This window comes from Pseudomonas reactans (genome assembly GCF_013387025.1).
Taxonomy (GTDB): Bacteria; Pseudomonadota; Gammaproteobacteria; order Pseudomonadales; family Pseudomonadaceae; genus Aquipseudomonas; species Aquipseudomonas reactans.
In genome coordinates this window covers 142424-165149 of the sequence record NZ_JACAQP010000036.1, presented here as the reverse complement: position 1 = coordinate 165149, position 22726 = coordinate 142424, and the positions used below count along the sequence as shown (strand labels likewise).

20 protein-coding genes are annotated in these 22726 nt (G+C 58.9%); 3 read left to right on the top strand and 17 right to left on the bottom strand.

Annotated elements, in window-relative coordinates:
• Window positions 1-77 precede the first annotated feature (77 nt).
• Both HX793_RS26185 and HX793_RS26180 read right to left on the bottom strand, forming a co-directional pair.
• Complete coding sequence (locus HX793_RS26185) at window positions 78-1703, bottom strand: methyl-accepting chemotaxis protein (RefSeq protein WP_016979550.1); 1626 nt, start codon at window positions 1701-1703, stop codon at window positions 78-80.
• Window positions 1704-1798: 95 nt separating this feature from the next.
• Complete coding sequence (locus HX793_RS26180) at window positions 1799-2821, bottom strand: amidohydrolase family protein (RefSeq protein WP_177095841.1); 1023 nt, start codon at window positions 2819-2821, stop codon at window positions 1799-1801.
• 141 nt (window positions 2822-2962) lie between these two features.
• On the opposite strand from HX793_RS26180, the gene HX793_RS26175 reads away from it, so the two are divergent.
• Together HX793_RS26175 and HX793_RS26170 are read left to right on the top strand one after the other, a co-directional pair.
• The gene (locus HX793_RS26175) at window positions 2963-3379 is read left to right on the top strand and encodes an OsmC family protein (protein ID WP_033897639.1); all 417 of its coding nucleotides are present in this window, start codon (window positions 2963-2965) and stop codon (window positions 3377-3379) included.
• Between the two features lie 64 nt (window positions 3380-3443).
• A complete protein-coding gene (locus HX793_RS26170) occupies window positions 3444-4310 on the top strand; it encodes a pirin family protein (RefSeq protein WP_177053345.1) in 867 nt (288 codons plus the stop codon).
• 74 nt (window positions 4311-4384) lie between these two features.
• Here the strand turns inward: HX793_RS26170 and HX793_RS26165 are convergent, their stop codons facing one another.
• From HX793_RS26165 to HX793_RS26150, 4 genes are all read right to left on the bottom strand, one after another.
• Window positions 4385-5107, bottom strand: coding sequence for a dienelactone hydrolase family protein (locus HX793_RS26165; RefSeq protein WP_177095843.1), 723 nt, complete (start codon window positions 5105-5107; stop codon window positions 4385-4387).
• A gap of 191 nt (window positions 5108-5298) precedes the next feature.
• Window positions 5299-7203: a molecular chaperone HtpG gene (gene htpG, locus HX793_RS26160; RefSeq protein WP_177095845.1), complete on the bottom strand. Its 1905-nt coding sequence runs from the start codon at window positions 7201-7203 to the stop codon at window positions 5299-5301.
• Window positions 7204-7292: 89 nt separating this feature from the next.
• Complete coding sequence (locus HX793_RS26155; protein WP_016979555.1) at window positions 7293-7745, bottom strand: PaaI family thioesterase; 453 nt, start codon at window positions 7743-7745, stop codon at window positions 7293-7295.
• Window positions 7742-8218, bottom strand: a complete 477-nt coding sequence (locus tag HX793_RS26150; protein WP_177095847.1) for a PaaI family thioesterase — start codon at window positions 8216-8218, stop codon at window positions 7742-7744. Before HX793_RS26150 ends, HX793_RS26155 begins: the two co-directional genes overlap by 4 nt.
• A gap of 157 nt (window positions 8219-8375) precedes the next feature.
• Between HX793_RS26150 and HX793_RS26145 the strand changes: the two genes are divergently transcribed.
• Complete coding sequence (locus HX793_RS26145; RefSeq protein ID WP_012723095.1) at window positions 8376-8627, top strand: hypothetical protein; 252 nt, start codon at window positions 8376-8378, stop codon at window positions 8625-8627.
• 91 nt (window positions 8628-8718) lie between these two features.
• Here HX793_RS26145 and HX793_RS26140 read toward each other — a convergent pair whose 3' ends face one another.
• The 11 genes from HX793_RS26140 to sdhC all read right to left on the bottom strand — a co-directional run bounded on the left by HX793_RS26140 (window position 8719) and on the right by sdhC (window position 22721).
• Window positions 8719-9456 carry a DUF599 domain-containing protein gene (locus HX793_RS26140; protein WP_016979557.1) on the bottom strand — a complete coding sequence of 246 codons (738 nt, stop codon included), beginning with the start codon at window positions 9454-9456 and terminating at the stop codon, window positions 8719-8721.
• 141 nt (window positions 9457-9597) lie between these two features.
• A complete protein-coding gene (gene brnQ, locus HX793_RS26135; protein WP_177061666.1) occupies window positions 9598-10911 on the bottom strand; it encodes a branched-chain amino acid transport system II carrier protein in 1314 nt (437 codons plus the stop codon).
• A 434-nt stretch (window positions 10912-11345) separates the two neighbouring features.
• Window positions 11346-12227 (bottom strand): succinate--CoA ligase subunit alpha, encoded by an 882-nt coding sequence (sucD, locus tag HX793_RS26130; protein ID WP_010166265.1) that lies wholly within the window; start codon window positions 12225-12227, stop codon window positions 11346-11348.
• A complete protein-coding gene (sucC, locus tag HX793_RS26125) occupies window positions 12227-13393 on the bottom strand; it encodes an ADP-forming succinate--CoA ligase subunit beta (RefSeq protein ID WP_016979559.1) in 1167 nt (388 codons plus the stop codon). Before sucC ends, sucD begins: the two co-directional genes overlap by 1 nt.
• A gap of 204 nt (window positions 13394-13597) precedes the next feature.
• Window positions 13598-15034, bottom strand: a complete 1437-nt coding sequence (gene lpdA / locus HX793_RS26120; protein ID WP_177095850.1) for a dihydrolipoyl dehydrogenase — start codon at window positions 15032-15034, stop codon at window positions 13598-13600.
• Window positions 15035-15133: 99 nt separating this feature from the next.
• A complete protein-coding gene (gene odhB / locus HX793_RS26115) occupies window positions 15134-16354 on the bottom strand; it encodes a 2-oxoglutarate dehydrogenase complex dihydrolipoyllysine-residue succinyltransferase (protein WP_016979561.1) in 1221 nt (406 codons plus the stop codon).
• A 44-nt stretch (window positions 16355-16398) separates the two neighbouring features.
• A complete protein-coding gene (locus HX793_RS26110) occupies window positions 16399-19230 on the bottom strand; it encodes a 2-oxoglutarate dehydrogenase E1 component (RefSeq protein WP_177095852.1) in 2832 nt (943 codons plus the stop codon).
• Window positions 19231-19492: 262 nt separating this feature from the next.
• The gene (locus tag HX793_RS26105) at window positions 19493-20197 is read right to left on the bottom strand and encodes a succinate dehydrogenase iron-sulfur subunit (protein ID WP_003172807.1); all 705 of its coding nucleotides are present in this window, start codon (window positions 20195-20197) and stop codon (window positions 19493-19495) included.
• A gap of 11 nt (window positions 20198-20208) precedes the next feature.
• Window positions 20209-21981 carry a succinate dehydrogenase flavoprotein subunit gene (gene sdhA, locus HX793_RS26100; RefSeq protein WP_016979563.1) on the bottom strand — a complete coding sequence of 591 codons (1773 nt, stop codon included), beginning with the start codon at window positions 21979-21981 and terminating at the stop codon, window positions 20209-20211.
• 3 nt (window positions 21982-21984) lie between these two features.
• On the bottom strand, window positions 21985-22353 hold the full coding sequence (gene sdhD, locus HX793_RS26095; protein WP_016974690.1) for a succinate dehydrogenase, hydrophobic membrane anchor protein: 369 nt from the start codon (window positions 22351-22353) through the stop codon (window positions 21985-21987).
• A complete protein-coding gene (sdhC, locus tag HX793_RS26090; RefSeq protein ID WP_016979564.1) occupies window positions 22347-22721 on the bottom strand; it encodes a succinate dehydrogenase, cytochrome b556 subunit in 375 nt (124 codons plus the stop codon). The genes sdhD and sdhC overlap by 7 nt, the downstream gene beginning before the upstream one ends.
• Window positions 22722-22726 lie beyond the last annotated feature (5 nt).

Sequence of the window (22726 nt, the reverse complement as noted above, 5' to 3'; positions counted from 1 at the left end):
AGCCAGCTCCCACATTTGAAACGCATTCCCCTGTGGGAGCTGGCTTGCCTGCGATAGCGCCAACTCGGCACCCGGCCCTACACCGAAAACCGCGCCACCATCGTGTTCAGGTCCACCGCCAACCGCGACAACTCCTGGCTCGCCGCACTGGTCTGATTCGCACCCGTGGACGTCTGGTGCGCCAAATCGCGAATGTTCATCAAATTGCGATCCACCTCCCGCGCCACCGCTGCCTGCTGTTCTGACGCGCTGGCGATCACCAGGTTGCGTTCGTTGATCAAGGTGAACGCCGAGGCAATTTCCTCCAGCGCCGTGCCCGCCGACTTGGCGATATCCAAGGTCGAGCGGGCTCGCGTATTGCTCTGCTGCATCGAGCTGACCGCCTGATCGGTGCCTTGCTGGATCCCGCTGATCATCTGCTCGATTTCCTGGGTCGACTGCTGGGTGCGATGAGCCAAGGCCCGCACTTCGTCGGCCACTACCGCAAACCCACGCCCTGCATCCCCGGCGCGCGCCGCTTCAATCGCCGCGTTCAACGCCAGCAAGTTGGTCTGCTCGGCAATCGAGCGGATTACGTCCAGTACCTTGCTGATGCCATAGACCTTCTGCGCCAGGTCCTCGACCTGCGTCACGTTATCCGTCACATCGGTGGCCAGCGCCTCGATCGACACCACGGTCTGATGCACTTGCTCGCGCCCATGCTGGGCAATGCGGTCGGACTCGCGGGACGCCTGGGACGTGGCCACTGCGTTGCTTGCCACCTCCTCCACGGCTGCCGTCATCTGGTTCACCGCCGTGGCGGCCTGCTCGATTTCCTGATTCTGCTGGTGCAAACCACGGGTGGCGTCTTCAGTCACGCAGCTAAGTTCCTCCGAGGCGGACGCCAACTGGTTCGATGATTCAGCAATACGCCGGATGGTATCGCGCAGGTTGTCCTGCATCCCCTTGAGCGCCTGCTGCAGACGCGCCGGCTCATCGTTGCCACTCACATGGATCTCGCCGGTCAGATCGCCACTGGCCACGCCCTGAGCGACTTTCAGCGACTGGGCCAGGGGTAACACGATGCTGCGTGTCAGCCACACCGCCAGGCCAATGGTAATCAGCGCCGTAAGCACGATCATGCCGATCACCCAGCTGCGCGACTGGCTGAACACGCTTTGCGCCAGGCTGGCAGCCTGATTGGCATTGGCTTTGTTGAGGCTGACCAGGTCATGCAGGGTCGTAGCCATTTCATCAGCGAGTTGGTTCATCTCACCGTTGACCACCCTGATCGCGTCTTCCAACTGATTGGCCTTGGAAAACCCCACGACCTGCTCCTGACGTTGCAGATACTGCTGCTCCTGAGCCTTGAAGCGATCAAACAGCGTGCGCTCCTCGGGCAATACGATCAGCGCCTCATAGAGCGTCTGCGCGTGGTGCAGGCCGTTTTTGAGGTCACTGAGTTTTTGCTCATTCTGCGCCAGCGCCTGGGGATCGCGATTAACCAGCAGGCGCAAGGTCAGCGCCCGGATGCGCAGCAGATCCTGGCTCATCTCCCCCACGGCCATCACGCTGGGCAGCCAGTTGTTTTCCACTTGGTCCGACTGCTGGCGCATATTGGCCATCTGTAACAGGGCAAATCCGCCCAGGGCAAACACCATCAACGCCAACAGGCCAAACCCCAGGCCTGCGCGCGGGGCGATATTCAGACTTCTGATACTCATGCCTTGGCTCCTTCCAAATGCGCTGCATCCATTTGCAGCTGGCTCTTGAAAGGTATCGGCCTATTACGTTCTTTGCGTAAGACGAAAACGCGATATCAGCGTGCCATACCATCGCGTGTAGCTTTAGGCAGGATCGCCAGGAAGTTGTCCCGCGCCACTTTGTGCGCAACGTCCTCAGGCAATGCATCCAAAAAGGGATCGAAGCGGCGCATTTCCTTACCCAATTTATTGAAACGCCCTACTACGTCCGAACCCAACATAAAGCGTTCCGGGAAGCGTTCCACCAGCTCTACCCACTCAGGGCGGGGCTGACCCGCATCATCCAGCAGATACGGGGTGAGCATGCTCCAGGACAGGTCGACATACAGGTTGGGATAAGCCTCCAACAGGCGGCTCAAGGTCGGCAGCAAAAAGTCCATCTGCACCTGATGACGATGAATTTCCTTGCTGGTGCCGGCGTGGGCCCAGATAAAGCGGGTGTGCGGATGGTTGCGCAGCGGTTCTTCCACTTCAGCCAGGTACAACGGGTTGCGCTCGCGCTTGGAGGTGATGTTGGAGTGCAGCATCACCGGCAGGTCGTTTTCTGCCGCCAGGTGATAGATGCGGGTCATGGCTTCGTTATTGGCACGCGGGGTGTCGCCAGCGGTGATGGCCGTGAGGTCGTCATGACGCGTGAAGACTTCGCCGATGCCCTGCCAGAGCCCCGGATTGAGGTCGAGCATGCGCTGGATATGGGCGGCCGAGTTCTTGTCGTTGGGGTTGAAGCCGGACAGGAAGGGATGGAAATGGCGACGCTGTTCGGGGGTCAGCTTGTTGACCGCTGCTGCGACGATCACGTCGGTGGCGCTGTACCAGTAGGCATCGGCATCATCACCAGCGTAGTAACGCGGCCGCTTGGGTTCGTCTTCGTGCCATTTCTTGGCGACCGGGATACCGGAAATCATCACATGCTCGATGTGACTGTCGGCCATGGCCTTGAGCAGCTTGTCCATGCCCGCGGTTTCCTGGAAGAAATCCACGAAATGCAGGTGCGCATCGCTATAGGCGTAGTCGCGGGCCTGCGCAGCAAGACTGCTGGCGGTGAGCAACAGGGCAAGCGTCAGGCGGGTCAAGGGCACGATAAAACCTCGATAAGGGCTGATACGGGTAGACCTTGCTCACGCTGCCAGGGTTCATCCGGCAAAAAAACGCGGAACACCGAAGTGCCAGCATGCTCTATAACTGCATGACCTTCATCCTGCCACCCTGTGAGGTTTACCATGCCTGTTACCGTGAATACCCTGAACCAGGACAACTTCCGTCATAGCGTCAATATCAATAACCATGAGTTGTTTACCGACCTGCCCAAAAGCCTGGGAGGCGACGACTCGGCACCCTCCCCCCATGACTACTTCGACGCCGCGCTGGCGTCGTGCAAAGCGCTGACGGTCAAGCTCTACGCGCAGAAGAAAGACATCCCGCTGACTGGCGTGACCGTGGAAGTCACCCACGACGCCACTGAAGAGCAAAAAGGCAAATACAAGCTCAACGTCAAGCTGACGCTCAAGGGCGTGCTCACCGACGAGCAACGCGACGAGCTGCACCGTGTGGCAGATCGCTGCCCGGTGCATAAGCTGATGACCACCGCTGAAGTCACCATCGAGACAAAGCTGTCGGAAGGCGCCTTCAGCCAATAGCGGCAACATCCTACCGAGCGGGTTATGCTCAGCAGCATCTAACCCGCTCAGACTGGGACGCACCATGACCCCCCTCACCGTGATCCGCCCTCGCCCCGAAGATGTCGAAGGCCAACCGATCCTGCGCCCCCTGCCGTCGCGGGAATGCCGCAGCGTCGGGCCTTTTGTGTTCTTCGACCATATGCTGCTCACTCGTTATGCACCGGGCGATGGCATGAATATCCGCCAGCATCCGCATATCGGGCTGTCGACCCTCACCTATCTGTTTGAAGGTGCATTGCAGCACAAGGACAGCCTGGGTTCGGATCAGGTAGTGCAGGCCGGTGATGCGAGCTGGATGACGGCCGGCAGCGCGATTGCCCATGTCGAACGGACACCCGAGGCGCTCAAGACCGACGGGTTCAGCCTGCATGGCCTGCAAGTGTGGTTGGCCTCACCAAAAGACCATGAGACGGGGCCGGGGCATTACAGCCATCACCTGGCTGCGAGCCTGCCGGTCAGTGACAACCTGGGCGTGCAGATCCGTATGATCGCGGGCGATGGGTTCTGCCTCAAGTCGCCCGTGCCGGTACTGTCGCCCACCCTGTACGCCGAGGTACAGATGCAGACGGCCACGACCCTGCTGATTCCGGATGAGCATGAGGAACGTGCGGTGTATGTGCTGGAGGGTGAGGCGCAGTTGGACGGCCAGCTGCTGGAGGTGCACAGCCTGGTGGTACTGCCGGCTGGCGAAGAGATGACACTGTTTGCCGAAAGCGATTGCCACCTGGTGGTGTTTGGCGGCGCGCCGTTGGATGGGCCGCGGCGGATCAACTGGAATTTTGTCGCGAGTGATCCGGCGGTGATCGAACAGGCCAGGCAGCGCTGGGCGGCTGGGGATTGGCCGACGGTGCCGGGTGAATCTGAAAGAATTGAGTTGCCGGTAAGGTAGCTATCGCCGGCAAGCCGACTCCTACAGGAAGATGCGTTTCAAATGTAGGAGCTGGCTTGCCAGCGATGAGGTCATCAGCCCTGGAACACTTCATCCAACAAATCATGCATCGACTTGAACGCCCGCTTGGCCGTCTTCGCGTCATACATCATCTTGCCCGGCACATTGGCATGCGGGTCAGTGAAGGAATGCACCGCGCCGCCGTAGCTCAGCAACTGCCAATCCACGCCGGCCGCGTTCATTTCATCTTCGAACGCCGGCAGTTGCGCTTTCGGCACCAATGGATCGGACGCACCATGCAGCACCAGCACTGAACCCTTGATGTGCTTGGCACCGGCCGGGTTCTGGGTGTCGATGGTGCCGTGGAACGAGACGGCCGCCTTCAAGGGCGCACCAGTCCGCGCCAGTTCCAGCGAGCAGAAGCCGCCAAAGCAGAAGCCGAAGGTCGCCAGCTTGGAGGTATCCACCTCGGCCTGGCCCTGCAGTTGATCAAACGCTGCTTGCATGAGTTTGAGCAGCTTGGGGTTGTCATTCTTCAACGGCATCATCGCCGCGCCAGCTTCATCGCCATTCGACGGACGCACAGTCTGCCCGTACAGGTCGGCGATCAGCACCACGTAGCCCTTGCTGGCGACGCTCTTGGCGATCTCTTCGGCGCCCGCACTCACCCCCATCCAGTTCGGCGCCATCAGCAGGCCCGGCAGCGGGCCCTTGTGGCTGGCATCGAACGCGAGGCGGCTTTCATAAGACTGGCCATCAATCTGATAGACCACGGAACGTACAGTGACTTGGCTCATCATTTTCTCCGGTTGAGGTGCACTCACAATGTTGCCTTCTGCAGGAGCGAGCTTGCTCGCGAAAAACTCAAGGGCACCGCGTTTACCCAGGATGGGCGCGTTATCGTTGACGTTTTTCGCGAGCAAGCTCGCTCCTACAGTTAAGCGCCAGAACGAAAAAACCCGCCGAAGCGGGTTTTTCTACATCAGGGTCAAACCGACAGTTCAACCAACAGCTTGTTCAGGCGGCGCACATAGGCGGCCGGGTCTTTCAAGCTGTCGCCAGCGGCCAGGGCCGCCTGGTCGAAGAGGATGTGCGACAGGTCGCCAAACCGCTCTTCGCTTTGCTCGCCGTCGAGTTTCTCGATCAGCGGGTGAGCCGGGTTGAATTCGAAGATCGGCTTGGAGTCCGGCACCTTCTGGCCGCTGGCTTCGAGGATCTGGCGCATCTGCATGCCCAGGTCCGCTTCGCCGATGGCCAGGATCGCCGGGGAGTCGGTCAGACGATGGGAAACCCGCACTTCGCTGACCGCCTCGCCCAGGGACGCCTTGATCCGCTCAACCAGGCCCTCTTTGGACTTGGCGACTTCTTCGGCTTCTTTCTTCTCTTCTTCGGAATCCAGGTTGCCCAGGTCCAGGTCGCCACGGGCCACGTCGACGAACGACTTGCCGTCGAACTCGTTGAGGTAGCTCATCAGCCACTCATCGATACGGTCGGTCAGCAGCAGCACTTCGATGCCTTTCTTGCGGAAGACTTCCAAGTGCGGGCTGTTCTTGACCTGGGCGTAGGTTTCGCCGGTCAGGTAGTAGATCTTGTCCTGACCTTCCTTGGCGCGTGCCAGGTACTCAGCCAGGGACACCACTTGCTCGCCGCCTTCTTCGTGAGTCGAAGCAAAACGCAGCAGGCCGGCGATTTTTTCCTTGTTGGCGAAATCTTCCGCCGGGCCTTCTTTCATGACCTGGCCAAAGTTTTTCCAGAAGCCTTTGTATTGCTCAGGCTCGTTCTTCGCCAGCTTTTCCAGCATGTCGAGTACACGCTTGGTCAGCGCCGACTTCATGGAGTCGATGATCGGGTCTTTCTGCAGGATTTCCCGCGACACGTTCAGCGACAAATCGTTGGAGTCGACCACACCCTTGATGAAGCGCAGGTACAACGGCAGGAACGATTCCGCCTGGTCCATCACGAACACGCGCTGTACGTACAGCTTCAGGCCTTTCGGCGCTTCACGCTGGTACAGGTCGAATGGAGCACGGGCCGGTACGTAGAGCAGCGAGCTGTATTCCAGCTTGCCTTCGACCTTGTTGTGGCTCCAGCTCAACGGGTTTTCGTAGTCGTGACCGATGTGCTTGTAGAACTCCTGGTATTCCTCGTCCTTGATCTCGGTACGCGGACGGGTCCACAGGGCACTGGCGCGGTTGACCACTTCCCATTCCTGGGCAGGTGTCTCTTCGCCTTCGGCAGCCGCTTGTTCTTTCGGCAGTTCGATCGGCAAAGCGATGTGGTCGGAGTACTTCTTGACGATGTTGCGCAGGCGCCAGCCATCGGCGAATTCGTCTTCACCGGATTTCAGGTGCAGGACGATGCGGGTACCACGGTCTGCCTTGTCGACAGTGGCGATTTCGAATTCGCCCTCGCCTTTGGACGACCAGTGCACGCCTTCGCTGGCGTCGAGGCCGGCACGGCGGCTGAACACTTCAACTTTGTCGGCGACGATGAACGCCGAGTAAAAGCCCACGCCGAACTGGCCGATCAGGTGCGAGTCTTTCTTCTGGTCGCCCGACAGGTTTTTCATGAAGTCAGCGGTGCCGGATTTGGCGATCGTGCCCAGATGGGTAATCGCGTCTTCGCGGCTCATACCGATGCCGTTGTCTTCGAGGGTGACGGTCTTGGCGTCCTTGTCGAAGCTCACACGGATTTTCAGTTCGGCGCCACCTTCCAGCAACTCAGGCTTGGACAGGGCTTCGAAACGTAATTTGTCGACAGCGTCAGAGGCGTTCGAGATCAATTCGCGAAGGAAAATTTCCTTGTTGGAATACAGCGAATGGATCATGAGGTGCAGCAGTTGCTTCACCTCGGTCTGGAAGCCCAGGGTTTCCTTTTGAGTTTCCACACTCATGGTCATCAAACTCCAATTGGATGGCAGTGGCCGCGCCCTTGAGGGTTGGCGGCGGGTTGTCATCAAAGTTGGGGGCTAAGACCAGGATTTCAAGGGCGGCCCTGTTCCTCGATCTTGAAATGCGCGCGAGCGGTGGCGATAGGTTCTGCGGCCGTGCTCTGCCAGGCGGTGATCGCCACGTTTGCCACCCGTCGACCCTGGCGCCACACCTGGCACTTGGCATAGGTGTCGCGAAACTGCCCGGCGCGCAGGTAATCCAGGGAAAAGTCGATGATTTTCGGGATGCCCGGCGCGCCCGTGAATACCAGCAGGTGCAGCGCCGCCGATAGCTCCATGAAGCCCGCGATCACCCCGCCGTGCAGCGCCGGCAATATGGGGTTACCAATATTGTCCTTGTTGGCCGGCAGGCGGAACAGCAATTCATCCCCCAGCCGCGTGCATTCAATGCCTATGAGCTTGGCATAGGGAATCAGATTGAGCAGCGCCTCGTAATCGCCACGCTCATGGGCCTGCTCCAGGCGGGTCTTGAATCGGTGCGTCATGCCTGCTCTCCCTTGATCGTACTGCCCAATCCTTGGGTGCCCTTGAGGCGTTTGCCCATGCGCATGAACGTGCCCACCACATGGGCAATGGGTTGCTGGGGGTCGTCCTGATAGGCAAAGCCACGGGTGAAGATCACGTCGGTGGTCACCCGGTAGCATTGGGCGAAGCCGTACACCGGTTTGTGGGGCGCAGCGGGATGCATGTAGTCAACGCGCAGGTCGAGGGTCGGGCACACTTCGAATTCCGGCAGCACACACAGGGTAGCCATGCCGCAGGCGGTGTCCATCAGGGAGGTCAGCGCGCCGCCGTGGATCACGCCTGACTGGGGATCGCCCACTAAATGCGGGGCGTAGGGCATGATCAAGGTGATGCCCTCCTCGCTGGCCTGATGGGCGGTAATGCCCAGCACCTGACAATGGCGCAAGGCCGAAACAAAGCGCGCCGCGCGCTCTAACAGGGGGTTTTCGGTCATTCGTTCCAGACTCTTATTAGTGTTGATCCGCAGAAGGGGGTGGGCGGGCAAAAGTTCCGGTTAGTCAGGGATTTATATATCTATGGAATAAAAGGAACTAATGCCGAACCGCCATGCTCGAAAGGCCAGTAGATATCTTCAATAAGGAGAAACACCCATGCGCAAGACTTTAGCTATTTCCATGATGCTCGCCGCTGCCCTCGGTCTCGCTGCCTGCGACAAGAAATCCGAAGACAAAGCCCAAGACGCCGCTGCACATTCTGAGCAAGCTCAGAAAGATATGGCGAAGGCTCAGGATAAAGTGAACGACGCTGCGAAAGAAAACGCCGATGCTGCCAAAGCTCAGGCTGAATCGAACGCCGCCGCCGCAAAAGAAGCAGCACCTGCTACCCCAGCCACCGGTTCTTGAGACCGCGGCTTGAAATAGCCTGGCTGCAAAAAGAAAGCCCGCTTAGATAGCGGGCTTTACTTTGTCTGGCGTTTTTATTTGAAGGCCTTAGTTAGCCTACTTCTTTAGCTATTTCCGACGGCGGCGTGTCCGTCTGCGTGTACACCATCACTTGCAGCACGTCGGAATGAAACTCCCGACGGTACAGCACCAACACCACCCCGCTGCTCATCAACATGAACAACCACGGGCTGACAAACCACGCCAGCATGGTCATGCCGAAGTAATAGGCGCGCAGGCCGAAGTTGAACTGGTTGGCGGCCATGGAGATCACCCGCGCCGCACGCAGGGCAAACGCATTGCGCTCCTGTTCCGACACATGCCGCTCACCGATCATCGGTGCCGAGCCCACCAGCACCGCCGCGAAGTTGTACTGGCGCATGCACCAGCTGAATGTGAAGAACGCGTAGACGAACACCAGCGCCAGGCACAGCAGCTTGATCTCCGACATGCCCTGGGACGCCTGCTGCACCATGGGGATATCCGCCAGCAACGACACCGCGCGCTCGGAGGCGCCGAGCACGGTGAGAATGCCAGCGAGGATGATCAAGGTGCTGGAGGCGAAGAACGAGGCATTGCGCTCCAGGTTGCCGATCACACTGGCGTCGGCGATGCGGTTGTCGCGCAGCAGCATGCGGCGCATCCAGTCTTCGCGATACAGATGCAGCACACTGGCCAGGCAGGCCGTGTCGCGGGCTTTCCAGGTGGCATAACGGGTGTAGCCGCCCCAGCACAGGACGAACCAGAGGGCGGCAAGCAGGTGGATCTGATTGGTTTCGACGAACGACATGCGGGTCCTTTGCAGAAAGAGGGCTGAAAAGCTATTGCGTCAGTTCGACGTTAGCGCACAGAAAAAGACACTGCCTCTCACCCATAAAAAATGCCCCGTATCGATTGATACGAGGCATTTCAGTACAGCGGAAAATAGGTGTTAGGCGATGGCTTCGCTACGCTTGCCGAGCATACGATCAACCACAAACGCCACCGCCAGTGTCATCACCGACGGCACCAGCCACGCCAGGCCCTGTTCGCTCAGCGGCAGGTTGGCCAATTGCGCAGGCATCCAATCCGCCAGGCCAGCGCCCTTGAGCGCATCGATGCAACCAAAGATGAACGACACCAGCATCACTGGACCGACAATGCGCCCCTGCTCCAGCCAGAAGTCTTTGCAGAAGCTCAACGCCACCAGCACGATGCACGGCGGGTAGATCGCAGTGAGTACCGGGATCGAGAAGGCAATCAGCTTGGTCAGGCCCAGGTTGGACACGAACAGCGAGAACAGCGCCAGGATCACGACCAGAGCCTTGTAGGACAGCGGCAGGATACGGCTGAAGTACTCGGCGCAGGCGCAGGTCAGGCCTACGGCGGTGACCAGGCATGCCAGGGAGATCAGCACGGCCAGGAAGCCGCTGCCCAGGGAGCCGAAAGTGTGTTGCACGTAAGCATGCAGCACCGCAGCGCCGTTGCTTGCACCGGCGGCAACCGCGTGGCTGCCCGAGCCGAGGCGGAACAGGCTGATGTACACCAGGGCCAAGCCCACACCGGCGATCAGGCCGGCAATGATCGCGTAACGGGTGATCAGCTTCGGCGACTCGACGCCGCGGGAGCGAATGGCGTTGACGATCACGATGCCAAACACCAGGGCGCCCAGGGTATCCATGGTCAGGTAACCATTGATGAAGCCTTGGGAGAACGGTGCAGCCACGTATTCCGGAGTAGCGACGCCCACTTCACCGGCCGGCAAGGCAAAGGCGGCGATACCGAGGATGGCCAGCGCGATGATCTTCAGCGGGGCCAGGAAGCGGCCTACGGTATCCAACAGTCGCCCTGGGTACAGGGAAACGAAGAACACCACCAGGAAATACACCGAGCTGTAGAGGAACAGCGCCAGCGGGCTTTCGCCGGTCAGCGGCGCCAAGCCCACTTCAAAGGACACGGTCGCGGTACGCGGGGTGGCGAACAGCGGCCCTACCGCCAGATACGCCGCCGCCGCCAGCAGGCCACCAGCGATCTTGCCGATCGGGCTGCTCAGCGCGTCCATACCGCCACCGACCTTGGCCAGGGCGATCACGGTGACCACCGGCAAACCCACTGCGGTAATCAGAAAGCCCAGCGCTGCCATCCAGACATGAGGTCCGGACTGCAAACCAACGATAGGCGGGAAGATGATGTTGCCGGCGCCCACGAACAGGGCAAACGTCATAAAGCCCAACGCCAGGACATCCTGGCTTTTCAACACTTTCATTTCGGGAAATACCACACTACTGAATCGGAATTTAGAGAGGGATTCCCTATGGATGAGGGAAATACTGCCGGCCCTTATGGGAGCCGACCGGTCTAGCGCGGGGCTTCCTTTTGGGATGCACACGCATAAAGAGGCGGCTAGGTTACAGAATTGGGCTGACAAACGCACTGTTGCGGGGCGGACTGTCCGATAAGCGACATCTTAATGTCGCATTCGTATATCTAAATGTTGGAATGCAATCGAATGTGGGAGCGGGCTTGCTCGCGAAAGCGGTGTTTCAGTATACGAATTTGGTACTGATACACCGCTTTCGCGAGCAAGCCCGCTCCCACATTTTGATCTTCATCAGACTCGAAATTTGGTCGATCCCAGAAAGCACAAAGGCCACCCGAAGGTGGCCTTTGTGTTGGTGAAGCGTCAGTTAAGCGCGAGGCTTACTTGACAGCCCAACCGGTCAGCTCGGACAAAGCCTTGCCGATGTCTGCCAGCGAACGCACGGTTTTGACGCCTGCGTCTTCCAGGGCAGCAAACTTCTCGTCTGCAGTGCCTTTGCCGCCAGAGATGATTGCGCCAGCATGGCCCATGCGCTTGCCCGCAGGGGCAGTCACACCAGCGATGTAGGAAACAACCGGCTTGGTCACGTGTGCCTTGATGTAGGCAGCCGCTTCTTCTTCAGCCGAACCGCCGATCTCACCGATCATTACGATCGCTTCGGTCTTCGGGTCTTCCTGGAACAGCTTCAGGATGTCGATGAAGTTCGAGCCTGGGATCGGGTCACCGCCGATGCCAACGCAAGTCGACTGACCGAAACCGGCGTCAGTGGTCTGCTTCACAGCTTCGTAAGTCAGGGTGCCGGAACGGGAAACGATACCGACTTTGCCTGGCAAGTGAATGTGACCTGGCATGATGCCGATCTTGCATTCGCCTGGAGTGATCACGCCTGGGCAGTTAGGGCCGATCAGGGTAACACCCAGTTCGTCGCACTTAACTTTAGCGTCCAGCATGTCCAGGGTAGGAATGCCTTCGGTGATGCAAACGATCAGCTTGATGCCGCCGAATGCTGCTTCCAGGATCGAGTCCTTGCAGAAAGGAGCTGGAACGTAGATCACGCTGGCGGTGGCGCCAGTGGCAGCTACAGCGTCTTTCACGGTGTTGAACACTGGCAGGCCCAGGTGCTCGGTGCCGCCTTTGCCTGGCGTTACGCCGCCAACCATCTTGGTGCCGTATTCGATGGCTTGCTGGGTGTGGAAACTACCTTGCGAACCGGTAATACCCTGGCAGATAACTTTGGTGTCTTTATTGATCAGGACGCTCATTATTTGCCCTCCGCAGCTTTGACAACTTGTTGAGCAGCGTCGGTCAGGCTGGTAGCCGCGATGATGTTCAAACCGCTTTCTGCCAGTACTTTAGCGCCCAGTTCAGCGTTGTTACCTTCAAGGCGAACAACAACCGGGATTTTAACGCCGACTTCTTTCACTGCACCGATGATGCCTTCGGCAATCATGTCGCAACGAACGATGCCGCCGAAGATGTTGACCAGTACTGCAGCGACGTTGGAGTCGGACAGGATGATCTTGAAAGCTTCGGTAACGCGTTCTTTGGTAGCACCACCGCCCACGTCGAGGAAGTTGGCTGGTTTGCCGCCATGCAGGTTGACGATGTCCATGGTACCCATGGCCAGGCCAGCACCGTTGACCATGCAACCGATGTTACCTTCCAGGGCTACGTAGTTCAGTTCGAACTTGGCAGCGTGCGCTTCGCGCGGATCGTCTTGCGACGGATCGTGGAAAGTCTTCAGCTTAGGCTGACGGTACATGGCGTTGGCGTCGATGTTGATCTTGGCGTCCAGGCAGTGCAGATCGCCGTCAGCCTTGATCACCAGCGGGTTCACTTCCAGCAGGGCCAGATCGTGATCCTGGAACAGTTTGGCCAGACCGACGAAGATCTTGGCGAACTGGGCAACTTGCTTGCCTTCCAGGCCCAGCTGGAAAGCCAGCTCGCGACCCTGGAATGGCTGAGCGCCAACCAGTGGATCGATAGTGGCTTTCAGAATTTTTTCTGGGGTTTCTTCGGCGATCTTCTCAATGTCCACGCCACCTTCGGTGGAAGCCATGAACACGATGCGACGGCTCGAACGGTCAACGACAGCGCCCAGGTACAGCTCTTTAGCGATATCAGTGCACGATTCAACCAGGATCTTGGTGACTGGCTGGCCATTGGCATCAGTCTGGTAAGTCACCAGACGCTTGCCCAGCCACTGCTGTGCGAAGGCCTTGGCGTCTTCTTTGCTGCGAACCAGCTTAACGCCGCCCGCTTTACCGCGACCACCGGCGTGGACCTGGGCTTTGACAACCCACTCGCTGCCGCCGATTTTGTCGCAAGCTTCTGCTGCTGCTTCCGGGGTGTCTACTGCGTAGCCCTTGGAAACTGGCAGGCCGTATTCAGCGAACAGCTGCTTACCCTGATACTCGTGAAGATTCATGCTTTTTACCGTCTTCGTTAGGTACTGCGCATTCGGCGCTGCGCTCATTATGAGTGCCGCGCCACCTGTGACTGCTGCTTGCGCAACTTGCGGGGCTCAAGGCCCGTAAAGCTGCGCAAGGCTGCGTCCAGCGGATATTCCGCGGTGAGTCTTGCGCGCAAGGCTCACGACGGGCAACTCCGCCGTGGTTTCTTATTATCTCGCTTAGCGCTTCTTGCGGTTGGCGATGTGAATGGCGCCGCCATTCACAGCCAACGCTGCTTCGTGCAACGCTTCGGACAGGGTCGGATGGGAGAAGACCATCATGCCCAGGTCTTCGGCACTGGTGCCGAATTCCATACCGATCGCGCCTTGCTGAACCAGTTCTGCAGCGCTTGGGCCAATCACGTGGACGCCCAATACGCGGTCAGTCTTGGCATCAGCGATGACTTTGACAAAACCACCAGTGTCGTTGGCTGCCATGGCACGGCCAGAAGCGGCAAACGGGAAGGTGCCGACGTTAACTTCAACGCCTTCAGCTTTCAACTGCTGTTCGTTCTTGCCGACCCATGCAATTTCCGGGTGGGTGTAGATAACCGATGGGATCAGGTCGTAGTTCATCTGGGTTTTGTGGCCCTTGATGCGCTCGACAACCATGATGCCTTCTTCGGAAGCCTTGTGCGCCAGCATCATGCCACGCACCACGTCGCCGATGGCGTAGACGCCAGGCACGGTGGTCGCGCAGTGATCGTCAACGTGCACGTAGCCGCGCTCGTCGAGGGTCACGCCGCTGTCAGCTGCCAGCAGGTCGGTGGTCACTGGGCGGCGACCCACGGCTACGATCAGCTTGTCGAAAGTGATGGTTTTTTCGCCATCCTTGTCGGTGTAGTTGACGACAACTTCTTCACCGTTGACTTTCGAACCGGTCACGCGAGCGCCCAGCTTGATGTCCAGACCTTGTTTGGTCAGGGTTTTCAGCGCTTCTTTGGATACTGCGGTGTCGGCAGCCAGCAGGAAAGTGTCCAGGGCTTCCAGCACAGTCACTTCGGAACCCAGGCGGGACCATACCGAACCCAGTTCCAGGCCGATCACGCCAGCGCCGATCACGCCAAGGCGCTTAGGCACAGCCTGGAATTCCAGGGCACCGGTCGAATCAACGATCACGTTCTGGTCAACGGGAGCAGGCGGGATGTCGATTGGACGCGAACCTGGAGCCAGGATCACGTTCTCGGCTTCGATGATTTCGGTCGAGCCGTCTGGCTTGGTGATTTCAACTTTCTTGCCAGCCAGCAGCTTGCCGTGGCCTTGCAGGGAAGTCACGCCGTTGGCCTTGAACAAGGTGGCAACGCCGGAAGTCAGGCCTTTAACGATGTTGGCTTTACGGCCGACCATTGCTGGCACGTCCATGGTCACGCCAGCATGGTTGATGCCGTGGATCGCGAAACCGTCTCGGGCTTCGTGGAATTTCCAGGAGCTGTCCAGCAGCGCCTTGGAAGGAATGCAACCGACGTTCAGGCAAGTACCGCCCAGTGCCAGTTTGCCTTCCTTGTCGGTGTATTTTTCGATGCAAGCAGTCGAGAGGCCCAGTTGTGCGGCCTTGATGGCAGCAACGTAGCCGCCAGGACCTGCACCAATCACTACAACGTCAAATTTCTGCGTCATGAAAATAGTTCCTCTATTCAGCGACAAGCTTCAAGCGACACGTTGCAAGCCAAGCTGCTTTTTCCTACAGCCTGTAGCTCGCAACGTGCAGCTGCGTCTTTAGATGTCCAGCAGCAGACGAGCCGGGTCTTCCAGCAGGTTCTTGATGGTCACCAGGAAAGTCACGGCTTCTTTACCATCGATCAGGCGGTGATCGTACGACAGCGCCAGGTACATCATTGGGCGGATCACGACTTGGCCGTTGATGGCCATCGGACGCTGGATGATGTTGTGCATGCCCAGGATTGCGGCTTGTGGCGGGTTGACGATCGGCGTCGACATCATCGAACCGAAGGTACCACCGTTGGTGATGGTGAAGGTACCGCCGGTCATCTCGTCGATGGTCAGCTTGCCGTCACGGGCTTTCTTGCCGAAGCCGGCGATGCCGCCTTCGATTTCAGCCAGGCTCATCAGCTCGGCGTTACGCAGTACCGGCACCACCAGGCCACGGTCGCTGGACACGGCTACGCCGACGTCTGCGTAGCCATGGTAAACGATGTCGCCGCCGTCGATGGAAGCGTTGACAGCCGGGAAGCGTTTCAGCGCTTCGGTGGCCGCTTTCACGAAGAAGGACATGAAGCCCAGGCGTACGCCGTTGTGGGACTTCTCGAACAGATCCTTGTACTTCGAACGCAGGGCCATGACTTCGGTCATGTCGACTTCGTTGAAGGTGGTCAGCATCGCCATGTTCGACTGTGCTTCAACCAGACGCTTGGCCACGGTGGCACGTACGCGAGTCATCGGTACACGCTTCTCGGTGCGGTCGCCAGCGGCGAACACTGGAGCAGCGGCAGCCGGGGCAGCCGCCTTGGCAGGTGCGGCAGCTGGAGCGTTTTTCTTGGCTTCAACAGCAGCAACCACGTCTTCCTTGGTGATGCGACCGTCTTTGCCAGTGCCTTTGACGGACGCCAGGTTGATGCCGTTCTCTTCAGCCAGCTGACGGGCAGCCGGTGCAGCGATCGGGTCTTCAGCGCCAGCAGCCGGAGCGGCGGCAGGAGCAGCAGCGGCTGCCGGTGCAGCAGCAGGAGCAGCGGCAGCAGCGCTGCCCTCTTCGATCGAGCCCAGCACCTGGTTCGACAGAACGGTAGCGCCTTCTTCAGCAACGATTGCGCCCAGCACGCCGTCAGCTTCGGCCAACACTTCCAGAACGACTTTGTCGGTCTCGATGTCGACGATCAGGTCGTCACGCTTTACAGCGTCGCCTGGTTTCTTGTGCCAGGTGGCAACGGTGCCATCGGCAACCGATTCCGGGAATGACGGGGCTTTGATTTCGATAGCCATTATCTGTGGGTCCTTAAAATTCGGTTTCAGTCAGCGCGAAGGCGTTAAACAGTGAAAGCATCTTGCAGCAGTTTTTCCTGCTGCTCGGCGTGCATCGACGCATAACCACATGCAGGTGCAGCAGAAGCATCGCGACCGGCGTACTCCAGGTTCAGCGCCTTGTTGTGGTTACCCATGCTGCGACGCAGGTGATGCTGGCTGCTGTACCACGCGCCCTGGTTCATCGGTTCTTCCTGGCACCACACCACGTTGGTGAGGTTGGTGTAAGGCGCGATGGCCTCCATCAGGTCGTCTTCCGGGAACGGGTAAAGCTGCTCGATACGCACGATGGCGATGTCTTCGCGGCCTTCGGCACGACGTTTTTCCAGCAGGTCGTAGTAGACCTTGCCGCTGCACAGGACCAGGCGAGTTACCTTGGCCGCATCCAGTGTGTCGATTTCCGGGATCACGGTCTGGAACGAACCATCCGCCAGATCTTCCAGGGTCGAGATGGCCAATTTATGACGCAGCAACGACTTCGGTGTCAGCACTACCAGCGGCTTGCGCAGCGGGCGGATCACCTGACGACGCAGCAAGTGGTAGATCTGGGCCGGAGTAGTCGGCACGCACACCTGGATGTTGTGCTCGGCGCACAGCTGCAGGTAACGCTCCAGACGGGCCGAGGAGTGCTCAGGACCCTGACCTTCATAACCGTGTGGCAGCAACATGGTCAGACCGCACAGGCGGCCCCACTTGTGCTCGCCGCTGGTGATGAACTGGTCGATCACCACTTGGGCACCGTTGGCGAAGTCGCCGAACTGGGCTTCCCAGATCACCAGCGCGTTTGGCGTGGTGGTCGAGTAACCGTATTCGAACGCCAGAACCGCTTCCTCGGACAGGAACGAATCGTACAGGTCGAAACGTGGCTGGCCTTCGTACAGGTTCTGCAACGGGATGTAGGTGCCCGCGTCTTTCTGGTTGTGCAATACCGCGTGACGGTGCGAGAACGTACCACGGCCGATGTCCTGGCCGGTCATGCGGATTGGGTGACCTTCGAACGCCAGGGTTGCGTACGCCATGGTTTCGGCGTAACCCCAGTTGATCGGCAGGCCGCCGGCTTGCATCTTCTGACGGTCTTCGTAAATCTTCGCCACCTGGCGCTGGACCACGAAGCCTTCCGGGATTTCCAGCAGCTTGGCGGACAATTCCTGCAAGGTTTTCAGATCGAACGACGTATCGTGACGCGCAGTCCAGGCGTGGCCCAGGTACGGACGCCAGTCAACGAACAGCTCTTTGTTCGGCTCTTTAACCAGGCTTTTTACAACGTGCAGACCATTGTCCAGCGCGTTGCGGTATTCATCGACCTTGGCCTGAACACGCGCGTCGTCAACCACACCGGCCTTGGTCAGGCTATCGGCGTACAGCTCACGGGTGGTGCGCTGCTTGGTGATTTGCTGGTACATCAACGGCTGGGTGCCGCTTGGTTCGTCCGCTTCGTTGTGACCGCGACGACGGTAGCAGACCAGGTCGATCACCACGTCACGCTTGAACTGCATGCGGTAGTCAATGGCCAACTGGGTCACGAACAACACGGCTTCCGGATCATCACCATTCACATGGAGAATCGGCGCCTGGATCATCTTGGCAACGTCGGTCGCGTACTCGGTGGAGCGCGCGTCCAGCGGGTTGCTGATGGTGAAGCCAACCTGGTTGTTGATGACGATGTGAACGGTGCCGCCAGTCTTGAAGCCGCGGGTCTGCGACATCTGGAACGTTTCCAGGACCACGCCTTGACCGGCGAACGCCGCGTCACCGTGGATGGAAATTGGCAGGACCTTTTCACCGGTGGTGTCGTTACGACGATCCTGGCGAGCACGGACCGAACCCTCGACCACTGGAGAAACGATTTCCAGGTGGGATGGGTTGAAGGCCATGGCCAGGTGAACTTCACCGCCGGTGGTCATCACGTTGGACGAGAAGCCCTGGTGGTATTTAACGTCACCGGAACCCAGCTCGACCTTCTTCTTGCCTTCGAACTCGTCGAACAGCTCACGCGGGTTCTTGCCGAAGGTGTTGACCAACACGTTCAGGCGACCACGGTGGGCCATGCCGATCACGATTTCCTTGGTGCCGTAGGAACCGGAACGCTGGATCAGCTCGTCGAGCATCGGGATCAGGCTTTCGCCGCCTTCCAGGCCGAAACGCTTGGTGCCCGGGTATTTGGTACCCAGGTATTTTTCCAGGCCTTCAGCAGCGGTTACGCGCTCAAGCAAGTGGCTGCGTACGTCAGCGGACAAAACCGGACGACCGCGCACACCTTCCAGGCGATGCTGGAACCAGTGGCGTTGCTCGGAATCGGTGATGTGCGTGAACTCAGCGCCGATGGTGCGGCAATATGTCTGCTGCAACGCTTCGTGAATTTCGCGTAGGCTCGCTTCCTCTTTGCCGATGAACAGGTCGCCGGCACGGAAGGTCGTATCAAGATCGGCATTGGTCAAGCCGTAATGATTGATCGACAGGTCAGCAGGTGCAGGACGCTGCCAGAGCCCCAGCGGGTCAAGCTGGGCCGCCTGGTGGCCGCGCATCCGGTAGGCCTGGATCAGTCGCAATACTTCAACTTGCTTCTTCTCGTGCTCACTGCTCACGCTGCCGGCGGAAACCGGTTGGGCGCGGCGCTGGTTCTTTGCCAGCAGCACAAACTGATCGCGAATTGTGGCGTGCGATACATCGGTGGCAGCGTTGCCGTCTGAAGACAACGTCTGAAATTTGGTGCGCCATTCTTCTGGCACAGCGTTAGGGTCGTGCAGGTAGAGCTCATAAAGCTCTTCCACATAGGCAGCGTTACCACCTGAAAGATAGCCGCTGTTCCACATGCGCTGCATCACGCTTTCTTGCATGCTTGGTCACCCTCGATTTGGGGACACCACCGGCGAAAACACCGAGTTTGCTTGCAAAAGGCCAAGTGCAGCGACCAAAACAAGCCACTTAGGATCACGCTGATAGTTCGGGTACCAACCCGAATGCCCCTGCTTGTCTCATTTCTTCAAAATAAGAGCCGCGGCTTTGTAAGTCGCTGCTCAAGTTAAAACTACGGCGCCGGTTGAAGCCTGCGCCGTAGCATTTACGGGCACAACGGTCCTGCTTTTACTACAACGTCAGTTACACGCCGCTCTGCAGCAGCATGTTACGGATGTGACCAATGGCCTTAGTCGGGTTCAGGCCTTTGGGACATACGTTGACGCAGTTCATGATCCCGCGGCAGCGGAATACGCTGAACGGGTCATCCAGCGAAGCCAGACGCTCGGACGTCTTGGTGTCACGGCTGTCTGCCAGGAAGCGGTACGCTTGCAGCAGGGCAGCTGGACCCAGGAACTTGTCCGGGTTCCACCAGAAGGACGGGCAAGAGGTCGAGCAGCAAGCGCACAGGATGCACTCGTACAGACCGTCGAGCTTCTCGCGCTCTTCCGGGGACTGCAGACGCTCGATGGCCGGAGCCGGCGTGTCGTTCTGCAGGAACGGCTTAACTTTCTCGTATTGCTTGTAGAAGATGCTCATATCGACGACCAGGTCACGGATAACCGGCAAACCTGGCAGTGGACGAACGATCAGCTTGTTGCCTTTGACCACGGCGGACAGCGGCGTGATGCACGCCAGGCCGTTTTTGCCGTTGATGTTCATGCCGTCGGAACCGCACACACCTTCACGGCAAGAGCGACGATAGGAGAAACCTTCGTCCTGCTCTTTGATCAGTGCCAATACATCCAGCACCATCAGGTCTTTACCACCGGTATCGACCTGGAATTCCTGCATGAACGGCGCGGCGTCCTGATCAGGGTTGTAACGATAAACACTGACTTTCAACATGGCAGCCACCCTTAGTAAGTCCGAATCTTCGGTTCAAACGTCGGAACCGTCTTCGGCGAGAAGTTCACGGCACGCTTGGTTACGCGCTTGTCACCCGGGAAGTACAGGGTGTGGCACAACCAGTTCTCGTCATCGCGATCTTCAAAGTCTTCACGGGCGTGGGCGCCACGGGATTCTTTACGAACCTCGGCAGCGATTGCGGTCGCTTCGGCCACTTCCAGCAGGTTTTGCAGCTCAAGGGCTTCGATACGAGCGGTGTTGAACGCCTGACTCTTATCGTTGATCTTGACGTTGGCGATGCGCTTGCGCAGATCAGCCAGCTGGGCGATGCCCTTCTGCATGTATTCGCCGGTACGGAACACACCGAAGTAGTTCTGCATGCAGCTTTGCAGCTCGCGACGCAGGGTAGCCACGTCTTCGCCATCAGTGCGCTCGTTCAGAGCGTTCAGGCGAGCCAGGGCAGCTTCGATGTTGGCGTCGGTGGCGTCATCGTATTCGATGCCGTCGGTCAGCGCTTTTTCCAGGTGCAGGCCAGCAGCACGGCCGAAGACCACCAGGTCGAGCAGCGAGTTGCCGCCCAGACGGTTGGCACCGTGTACCGATACGCAAGCCACTTCGCCTACGGCGAACAGACCGTGGATGATTTCGTCCTGGCCTTCGGCGTTCTGGGTGATCGCTTGGCCATGGATGTTGGTCGGCACGCCGCCCATCATGTAGTGGCAAGTCGGAACAACCGGCACCGGAGCAACTACCGGATCAACGTGGGCAAAGGTCTTGGACAGCTCACAGATACCTGGCAGACGGCTGTGCAGCACTTCTTCGCCGAGGTGATCGAGCTTGAGCAGTACGTGGTCGCCATTCGGGCCACAGCCGTTACCGGCGATGATTTCTTTAACCATCGAACGGGCCACAACATCACGACCCGCCAGGTCTTTCGCGTTCGGAGCGTAACGCTCCATGAAACGCTCGCCGTGCTTGTTGATCAGGTAACCACCTTCACCACGGCAACCTTCTGTAACCAGTACACCAGCGCCGGCGATACCGGTTGGGTGGAACTGCCACATTTCGATGTCTTGCACCGGTACGCCAGCACGCAGCGCCATGCCGACGCCGTCACCGGTGTTGATCAGGGCGTTGGTGGTCGACGCGTAGATACGGCCTGCACCGCCCGTCGCCAGCACGGTAGCCTTGGCACGGATGTAGGTGGTTTCACCGGTTTCGATGCAGATGGCGATCACGCCAACGAATTCGCCCTGGGCGTTTTTCACCAGGTCGACCGCGTAGTACTCGTTCAGGAACGTGGTACCGGCTTTCAGGTTGCCCTGATAAAGGGTGTGCAACAGCGCGTGACCGGTACGGTCGGAAGCGGCGCAGGTACGGGCAGCCTGCCCGCCTTTACCGTAATCCTTCGACTGACCGCCGAACGGACGCTGGTAGATGCGGCCTTGCTCGGTACGCGAGAACGGCAGACCCATGTGGTCCAGCTCGAACACCGCGGCCGGGCCTTCCTGACACATGTATTCGATAGCGTCCTGGTCACCGATGTAGTCGGAACCCTTGACGGTATCGTACATGTGCCAGCGCCAGTCATCGTTCGGATCGGCAGAGGCGATGGCGCAGGTGATGCCACCCTGGGCCGATACGGTGTGGGAACGGGTCGGGAATACCTTGGTGATCACGGCAGTCTTGTGACCGCCCTGGGCCAGCTGCAGCGCAGCGCGCATGCCAGCACCGCCGCCACCAATGATGATGGCGTCGAATGAAATAGTTGGAATGTTAGCCATGAATCAGATACCCCAAAGAATCTGCACACCCCAGACGAAGTAAGCGAACATCGCGACGCCGCAGACTGCCTGGAAGAGGAAACGTACTGCTGTCGCGGACTTGCCCAGCGCCATCGGCGTCAGGTAATCGGTCGCGATGGTCCACATGCCAACCCAGGCGTGTGCGCCCAGGGCTACAAGGGCCAGCAGACTGAAGATTCGCATCGCATTGTGGGAAAACAGGCCATGCCATTGCTCATAGCTGATGCCTGGATTTGCGACGAGGTATCCGATCAGGAAAATGAAATAAGCCGCGAGAACGACCGCAGACACACGCTGTGCCATCCAGTCATAGAGGCCCGAACGCGAAAGGTTCGTAACGCTGGTTACCATATCCAAACTCCTGCCAGAACGATCAGCACCACGGAAATGGCGATGATGATTTTCGAGCCCAGGCGGCCGCCTTCCAGCGTCTCACCGATACCCGCATCCATGATCAAGTGGCGCACACCGGCAACCAGGTGATACAGCAGAGCGGACAGGAGGCCCCATGCTACGAACTTGGCCAGCGGGCTGGTCAAGCATGCCTTCACCTCGGCGTATCCTTCCTCGGAACCCAGGGATTTGCTCAATGCATAAAGCATGATGCCCAAGCCCAGGAACAGGATGATGCCGGAAACACGGTGCAGGAACGACGTAACGCCGGTGATGGGGAGTTTGATGGTCCTTAGGTCTAGGTTTACAGGTCGTTGGCTATTCACGGCTT

Coding starts and splice junctions, on each gene's coding strand:
- HX793_RS26185 (WP_016979550.1), bottom strand. CDS start 1,703: ATGAGTATCAGAAGTCTGAATATCGCCCCGCGCGCAGGCCTGGGGTTT.
- HX793_RS26175 (WP_033897639.1), top strand. CDS start 2,963: ATGCCTGTTACCGTGAATACCCTGAACCAGGACAACTTCCGTCATAGC.
- HX793_RS26170 (WP_177053345.1), top strand. CDS start 3,444: ATGACCCCCCTCACCGTGATCCGCCCTCGCCCCGAAGATGTCGAAGGC.
- HX793_RS26165 (WP_177095843.1), bottom strand. CDS start 5,107: ATGAGCCAAGTCACTGTACGTTCCGTGGTCTATCAGATTGATGGCCAG.
- htpG (WP_177095845.1), bottom strand. CDS start 7,203: ATGAGTGTGGAAACTCAAAAGGAAACCCTGGGCTTCCAGACCGAGGTG.
- HX793_RS26155 (WP_016979555.1), bottom strand. CDS start 7,745: ATGACGCACCGATTCAAGACCCGCCTGGAGCAGGCCCATGAGCGTGGC.
- HX793_RS26150 (WP_177095847.1), bottom strand. CDS start 8,218: ATGACCGAAAACCCCCTGTTAGAGCGCGCGGCGCGCTTTGTTTCGGCC.
- HX793_RS26145 (WP_012723095.1), top strand. CDS start 8,376: ATGCGCAAGACTTTAGCTATTTCCATGATGCTCGCCGCTGCCCTCGGT.
- HX793_RS26140 (WP_016979557.1), bottom strand. CDS start 9,456: ATGTCGTTCGTCGAAACCAATCAGATCCACCTGCTTGCCGCCCTCTGG.
- brnQ (WP_177061666.1), bottom strand. CDS start 10,911: ATGAAAGTGTTGAAAAGCCAGGATGTCCTGGCGTTGGGCTTTATGACG.
- sucD (WP_010166265.1), bottom strand. CDS start 12,227: ATGAGCGTCCTGATCAATAAAGACACCAAAGTTATCTGCCAGGGTATT.
- sucC (WP_016979559.1), bottom strand. CDS start 13,393: ATGAATCTTCACGAGTATCAGGGTAAGCAGCTGTTCGCTGAATACGGC.
- lpdA (WP_177095850.1), bottom strand. CDS start 15,034: ATGACGCAGAAATTTGACGTTGTAGTGATTGGTGCAGGTCCTGGCGGC.
- odhB (WP_016979561.1), bottom strand. CDS start 16,354: ATGGCTATCGAAATCAAAGCCCCGTCATTCCCGGAATCGGTTGCCGAT.
- HX793_RS26110 (WP_177095852.1), bottom strand. CDS start 19,230: ATGCAAGAAAGCGTGATGCAGCGCATGTGGAACAGCGGCTATCTTTCA.
- HX793_RS26105 (WP_003172807.1), bottom strand. CDS start 20,197: ATGTTGAAAGTCAGTGTTTATCGTTACAACCCTGATCAGGACGCCGCG.
- sdhA (WP_016979563.1), bottom strand. CDS start 21,981: ATGGCTAACATTCCAACTATTTCATTCGACGCCATCATCATTGGTGGC.
- sdhD (WP_016974690.1), bottom strand. CDS start 22,353: ATGGTAACCAGCGTTACGAACCTTTCGCGTTCGGGCCTCTATGACTGG.